We start from the raw sequence: 6299 nt of genomic DNA, 5'->3' as shown, positions 1-6299 counted from the left end.
GCAATATATATGCTGTATAAGTACACAACGTATAGTAGTATTAGTTCGATAACACTGCTTCCAGTAGGATTTTTAGCGGGTATCTATTTCGAGTATCGTCGAGTAAAAGCCAATACTTTTAGTACCCGAGAAATTATGAGAGAGGAAAAAAAGAGAAACAGTTGGCGGCACACAAACTAATTTTCTTTCTCCAACAATTTTTTATTTTAATTTGTACGAAACATGCTTAGAGGTTCTTGCCGTATACAATAGAAGTAGTTTCTATCTTTCTTTCACCATACAAAAGCTACCATGGTAAACCCTGCTTATATTGAAGATTATACCAAATTAGACACTGAAGCCCATGCGGCTATCTTCACCGATTTGAAGAATGAGTTGCTAGCGATGGATAAGTATATCAGCTATATCTTTAGAGGAAATTATCTAGTGCTGATTATAGCACTTGTTCCTGCAATCGGATTTTTCTTTTTATCCTCATTAGTAGCCCAAGCGGGCTGTGTTATTATCTTGTCGCTTAGTGTATTCCATTACTTCAGAAACAGGAAATTAGCGGTGCTCAAAGCTGAGATAAGTGAACCTACCGATTTAGCTGAGCAACTGAAAATTTGCTTAGAGTACATCGATAAGTTACGGTTTTACTACGGTGCTTACTCCTATTGGGGAATATTAGGGCTTTACGTGGGTATGATAATGGTTACTACTAGTAGCTTTCCTGTCTTTCCGTTCAGCAATCTAGCAACATCGATCGGTCTATTTGTTATGCTGTATATTCCAATGATATATGAATATAGAAAATATCAAAATGCTCTTAATTACACCGAAGCAAAAGTACAGTCGGCTTTGGATATACTAAGACAAGAGACGGTGTAACTACTTTTTAATAACTATCTAATCTATCATAATCATGGCAAAACTATCTTTATCTTATCATGATAAAATTATTGCGGGCGTTTGCGGTGGCTTGGCCAATCATTTCGGTTGGGATACTACAATGGTTCGGGTGATTTTCGCTATATCAGCTATTATCGGCTTTGGCTCTCCCGGCTTAGTTTATTTGGTACTCTGGTTAGTGATGAAATATTCTTAACAAGCTTTTAAGTGGATAAAATCGCTAATATCTGGGAGTTAGATTGTGCTGAACTGAAAGAAGTATCTGCTACTAAGTTCGACTTACGTATCAGTATTAACTATTCAGATTAAGAGAATCTACTAATTCATTGTATAACAACTAGCCATCCTGGTCGGGCTTATTTTGGCTATTCTCCGTGTGGCAGATTTGATATGACTGCTTTATTAATTTTAGGCTACATTAAATTGTAGTCTTATTTTTTGCGATAGTAAATACCGATCGGTATCTTTGCAATACGCATTATGAGAAACCCCGAAGCCACCCGTAGGCTAATTATTAATGAATCACTTACTTTGTTTAATACCAAGGGGTATCAGGCAACTTCTCTATCTGATATTACAGAGGCTACGGGAATGACTAAAGGAGCAATTTACTCCAACTTTAATAATAAGGAGGAGGTAGCAGTAGCAGCGTTTGATTATGCCGTAGAGATTGTTTTAGGTAGAGTGCGAGAATGTATTCGCGGGGCACCCACTGCTCCGCTAAAGCTTAAAGCAATTCTTCAATATTACGAGAAGTATGTGGATGACTCGCCAATTCCAGGAGGCTGTCCGGTATTAAACTCAGCAGTAGAGGCTGACGATAACAGTTCCCTATTGCGAACAAAGGTAGTTCGTTCTATCGCGAAAATCAAGGACTCTCTCCGGCAGATTGTGCACCGGGGCATCCTAGAAAAACAGTTGCAGAGAGATATAGATGTGGATGGATTTGTAATGCTCTACTACGGAGCCATTGAGGGATCAATTATGGTTTCTCGGGTAGAAGGTGACAAAGATTCATTCGTTAGTATGAGTAGATTTCTACTACAGCTCATCGATCAGCATTCATTATAATAAAAAACCGATCGGTATATTCATGAAAGAATCTATTATCATTAATGGTGACGGGAAGAATACCAAACGCCCCGCTTCTCACCCACGAAAATCGAACTGGAAGTTAGCTGTGTTAAAGAAGAGCTTACCGGTGTTGCAGCATATCGCTCCCGGTAAAGTAGCTCAAGTTATCTGGCACTACTTCGTTCGTCCGGGGAAGGCTCGCTTTTCACAAGCCCAGTTAGGTCTGATTGAAAAAGCTACTGTAGAGACGACAACTTACCAAAGCTATAAAATTGCTACTTATCGTTGGGGCACCACAGGGCCGAAAGTATTACTTTGCCACGGCTGGCGGTCGAAGGTTGCTGATTTTCGGCGAATGATTGAAGCACTGGTTGAGCAGGGTTATGTAGTAGAAGGTATTGATATGAAAGCCCACGGTAACTCTGAGGGTGAGGCTACTGCTTTACCTGAATTCGTTGAAATCTTTAAAGACCACTATGTTAAGAATGCCCCCTATCACACGGTAATTGGCTATTCGCTAGGTGGCTTAACTGCCGGGATGGTGATGACTGAGATCACTCCCAATCTGCATCCTACTCACTTAGTTCTTATAGCATTTCCGCCTTATGTGCGATACTTCTTCCATGATATTATCGCCCAAGCCGGGTGCAACGAATCGGTCTACCAGCGATTTTGCGACTTTGTAGAAAAGCACTATCACCAATCAGTAGACCATTTTGATCTGCGGAAAAAACTCATTAAGATTACTGATAGCAACATCCATCTAATTTACGACGAAGACGATCAAACGGTACCTATCATTAAAGGCGAAGAATTGTGGTCAGTCACCCCCCACGCTACTTTCGTGCGTACTCAGAAGATGGGACACTATCAGATTATAGCCAATAAGAAGGTAATTGGCTATATTACCCAAGCGATTAGTCAAGCAGAGAAGGTTACTGGAAACTATACGGCAACCCCTGCCAATGAGCGGACTTCTTGAGCAATACTAGCTGGGTCGTAACCACACTCAGTATGTAGCTGTATTTGCTCACCGTGCTCAATAACCTGATCAGGCATACCTAATCGTTTTACCGAGGCGGTGTAGCCCTGATCTACCATAAATTCTAAAACGGCACTACCGAAGCCACCGGGCAAGCACCCATCTTCTACGGTAATCACTCGCTGAAACTTAGAAAAGACTTCGTGTAGCAGCGCCTCGTCCAACGGTTTTACGAAGCGAAGATCGTAATGAGCTGGGTGCAAGTCTTCTTGCGCAAGAACTTCACAGGCTTCTACCGCGTAGTTTCCAATGTGGCCAATGGTAAGTATCGCTACTTCTTCACCATCTTGCACGCATCGCCCAGTGCCTACCGGAATTTCTTCCATTGGAGTGCGCCAACTCGACATCACTCCTTGTCCTCGTGGATAGCGAATAGAAAATGCCCCTTCCTTATATTCAGAAGCAGTGTACATCAGATTCCGTAGCTCAGCTTCGTTCATGGGAGCTGAAACCACAATATTGGGTAAACACCGCATATAAGCCAGGTCGTAAGCACCGTGGTGAGTTGGACCATCAGCACCAGCAATTCCGGCTCGATCCAGACAGAAAATTACCGGAAGTTTTTGGATGCACACATCGTGCACTACTTGGTCGTAGGCTCGCTGCATGAAAGTGCTGTAAATATTGCAGAAGGGCGTTAGTCCCTGCGTAGCAAGCCCAGCAGAAAAAGTTACCGCGTGTTGTTCGGCGATCCCCACATCAAACGCCCGGTCGGGCATCTCCTTCATCATAATATTCATGGAAGAACCCGACGGCATTGCCGGAGTGATTCCCACGATTTTCTCGTTTTGCTTAGCCAGCTCCACAATGGTTTCACCAAACACGTGCTGATACTTGGGAGGCTGAGGTGTATCGTATACTTTCTTGCGAATCTCGCCAGTTACTTTATCAAACTTACCAGGAGCATGCCACTTAGTTTGATCTTTTTCAGCTTGTAAGTAGCCTTTGCCCTTAACGGTAACACAGTGTAAAATCTTCGGGCCCGGAATCTTCTTCAAATCCTCCATCACGCTCACCAGATGGTTTACGTCGTGCCCATCTACCGGCCCAAAGTAGCGTAGGTTGAGCGATTCAAACAGATTACTCTGCTTTAGTAAAAACGATTTAATGCTATTTTCTACCTTAGAGACAATATCTTGAGCATTGGTTCCGAACTTACTTACTTTCCCCAGCAGTTTCCAAACGTCGTCGCGGACTTTATTGTAGGTTTGAGAGGTGGTAATATCAGTAAGGTAATCTTTCAGTGCGCCCACATTAGGATCAATTGACATGCAATTATCATTTAAAATAATTAGCAAGTTCGTATCAGAAACGCCCGCGTGGTTCATCGCTTCAAAAGCCATTCCTCCGGTCATAGCTCCATCGCCAATTACCGCAATATGCTGACGTTTATCATCCCCCTGATACTTAGAAGCCATCGCCATTCCCAGTGCAGCGGAAATAGAGGTAGAAGAGTGCCCTACGCCAAATGTATCGTATTCGCTCTCGCTACGTTTAGGAAAGCCCGAAAGTCCGTTGTACAATCGATTGGTATGAAAGTTATCTCGCCGTCCGGTAAGAATTTTGTGACCGTAGGCCTGATGGCCAACATCCCAAACAAGCTGGTCGTAAGGAGTATTAAATACAGTATGAAGAGCTACCGTAAGCTCAATTACTCCTAAGCTAGCACCGAAGTGCCCACCATAGACCGATACATTATCAACAATAAACTGGCGTAGTTCAGTAGCAAGCTGTACCCGTTGTTCGGCAGTTAAATGTTCGAGGTCAGTAGGGCTATTAACAGTAGATAACAAGTTGCCGGGTTTAATCAGCATAGATAGTGAGTGATTTAATGATACGGTAAGAAAACTACCATTCAATTTAATTGTTTATGCGGTTAGGTTAGCTGTAATTAATTGTACGAAGATGCAAAAGAACAGTTTTTTCACCAAACAGGCAGCGAATTAGCCTGATTATATCATAAATTTGCGTTAAGTAGCTGAATAGTTCTTTGGTTGCAACACGATTTACCCAATTTGATAACGTAACGATACTGTGAGTTTTGAAATTAAGTTGCCCCTATTTGAAGGCCCTTTTGATCTGCTATTATTTTTTATTGAGCGCGATGAGTTAGATATCCATGATATTCCGATCTCTACCATTACTAATGACTTTTTGCATTATTTACATGAGCTAGATCAAATGAACATTGAGGTAGCTAGTGAGTTTATACTAGTAGCCGCCACGCTGATGCGGATTAAAGCTAAGATGTTGCTGCCTCGTCCCGTGTTGAACGAAGAAGGCGAAGAAATAGATCCGCGCGATGAGCTAGTGAAGCATTTGCTAGAGTACAAAAAGTACAAATCAGTGGTGCAGGAGCTGGCAGCGATGGAGGAAGAACGAATGCAGCAATACGAGCGAGGAAATGTAATATACGAGTTGCAATCGTTAGCAAAGGAGCAGCAGGTAGAAACTGAATTACAGCACGTAGATTTATACAAACTGCTGAAGGTTTATGAGAAAGTATGGATCCGGTTTGCCGAAGAGAAGAAAGATAACTCGCACCGCGTGGTGCAGTATCCTTACACGGTAGATGGACAAAAGGGGTTTCTTCGACAGTTACTGAGTGAACAACCTAGCGATGTCTCCTTCATTACGATTATTGAACATAACCCAAGTAAAATTGCAGTAATTTTTAATTTTTTAGCCATTTTGGAGCTATTGCAAATCAGTGAAATAACTATTAAGATTGGCGAGGGCTACAATAATTTTTGGATATACCGAACGGAAGATGCGGTGCAGGCATGAATATTAATTCCAAAGAAATTCTTAAAACGCTTAATCCCAATCGAGTTTGGGTTCCGGTATTAATCGGACTCGGGATCGTGGTGTTTCTATTCGTCAGTGATCCTGACTTTACTGCCGATAAACTCAGTTTGGTTTTTGATGCCGAGCTTTGGCCATTATTCCTAGCACTCCTAGTTATTTTGATTCGAGACACTGGCTATGTTTATCGAATTAAAGTACTAACCAACCACGACCTTACCTGGGAGAGTAGTATCTACGTTATTATTCTGTGGGAGTTTGCTTCGGCAGTTACTCCCTCGGTGGTAGGCGGAACTACTATTGTGGTGTTTGTGCTCATGAAAGAGGGCATTAAGTTCGGTCGCGCATTAGCCTACGTAATGCTAACCGCCATTCTGGATAATCTCTTTTTCTTAACAATGTCGCCCTTAGCATTATTGTACTCTAAAGAGGAGCTTTTCCCCGACTCACAAGATATGCAGGTGCAGTTGGGTAACAGTTTGCAGGT

8 protein-coding genes are annotated in these 6299 nt (G+C 42.3%); 7 read left to right on the top strand and 1 reads right to left on the bottom strand.

What is annotated here, in order from left to right; translation table 11 throughout:
* From WBA23_RS15040 to WBA23_RS15020, 5 genes are all read left to right on the top strand, one after another.
* On the top strand, positions 1–180 hold a 180-nt coding region (locus WBA23_RS15040), incomplete at its 5' end, for a hypothetical protein (protein ID WP_424583102.1).
* 111 nt (positions 181–291) lie between these two features.
* A complete protein-coding gene (locus tag WBA23_RS15035; protein ID WP_424583101.1) occupies positions 292–870 on the top strand; it encodes a hypothetical protein in 579 nt (192 codons plus the stop codon).
* Between the two features lie 34 nt (positions 871–904).
* Entirely contained in the window at positions 905–1087 is a 183-nt protein-coding gene (locus WBA23_RS15030) for a PspC domain-containing protein (protein WP_424583100.1), read from the top strand.
* 284 nt (positions 1088–1371) lie between these two features.
* Positions 1372–1962: a TetR/AcrR family transcriptional regulator gene (locus WBA23_RS15025; RefSeq protein WP_424583099.1), complete on the top strand. Its 591-nt coding sequence runs from the start codon at positions 1372–1374 to the stop codon at positions 1960–1962.
* Positions 1963–1984: 22 nt separating this feature from the next.
* Entirely contained in the window at positions 1985–2947 is a 963-nt protein-coding gene (locus WBA23_RS15020) for an alpha/beta hydrolase (protein WP_424583098.1), read from the top strand.
* Here the strand turns inward: WBA23_RS15020 and dxs are convergent.
* Positions 2911–4821, bottom strand: a complete 1911-nt coding sequence (dxs, locus tag WBA23_RS15015; protein WP_424583097.1) for a 1-deoxy-D-xylulose-5-phosphate synthase — start codon at positions 4819–4821, stop codon at positions 2911–2913. The genes WBA23_RS15020 and dxs overlap by 37 nt on opposite strands.
* A 220-nt stretch (positions 4822–5041) precedes the next feature.
* Between dxs and WBA23_RS15010 the strand changes: the two genes are divergently transcribed.
* Complete coding sequence (locus tag WBA23_RS15010; protein WP_424583096.1) at positions 5042–5794, top strand: segregation and condensation protein A; 753 nt, start codon at positions 5042–5044, stop codon at positions 5792–5794.
* Positions 5791–6299, top strand: a 509-nt coding sequence (locus tag WBA23_RS15005) for a lysylphosphatidylglycerol synthase domain-containing protein (RefSeq protein WP_424583095.1), incomplete at its 3' end; no start/stop codon positions are given. The genes WBA23_RS15010 and WBA23_RS15005, both read left to right, overlap by 4 nt.

Source organism: Tunicatimonas sp. (assembly GCF_049647865.1).
Classification (GTDB): domain Bacteria; phylum Bacteroidota; class Bacteroidia; order Cytophagales; family Cyclobacteriaceae; genus Tunicatimonas.
Note: the sequence above shows the minus strand (reverse complement) of the source record. Positions and strands in the feature narration are given on the sequence as shown.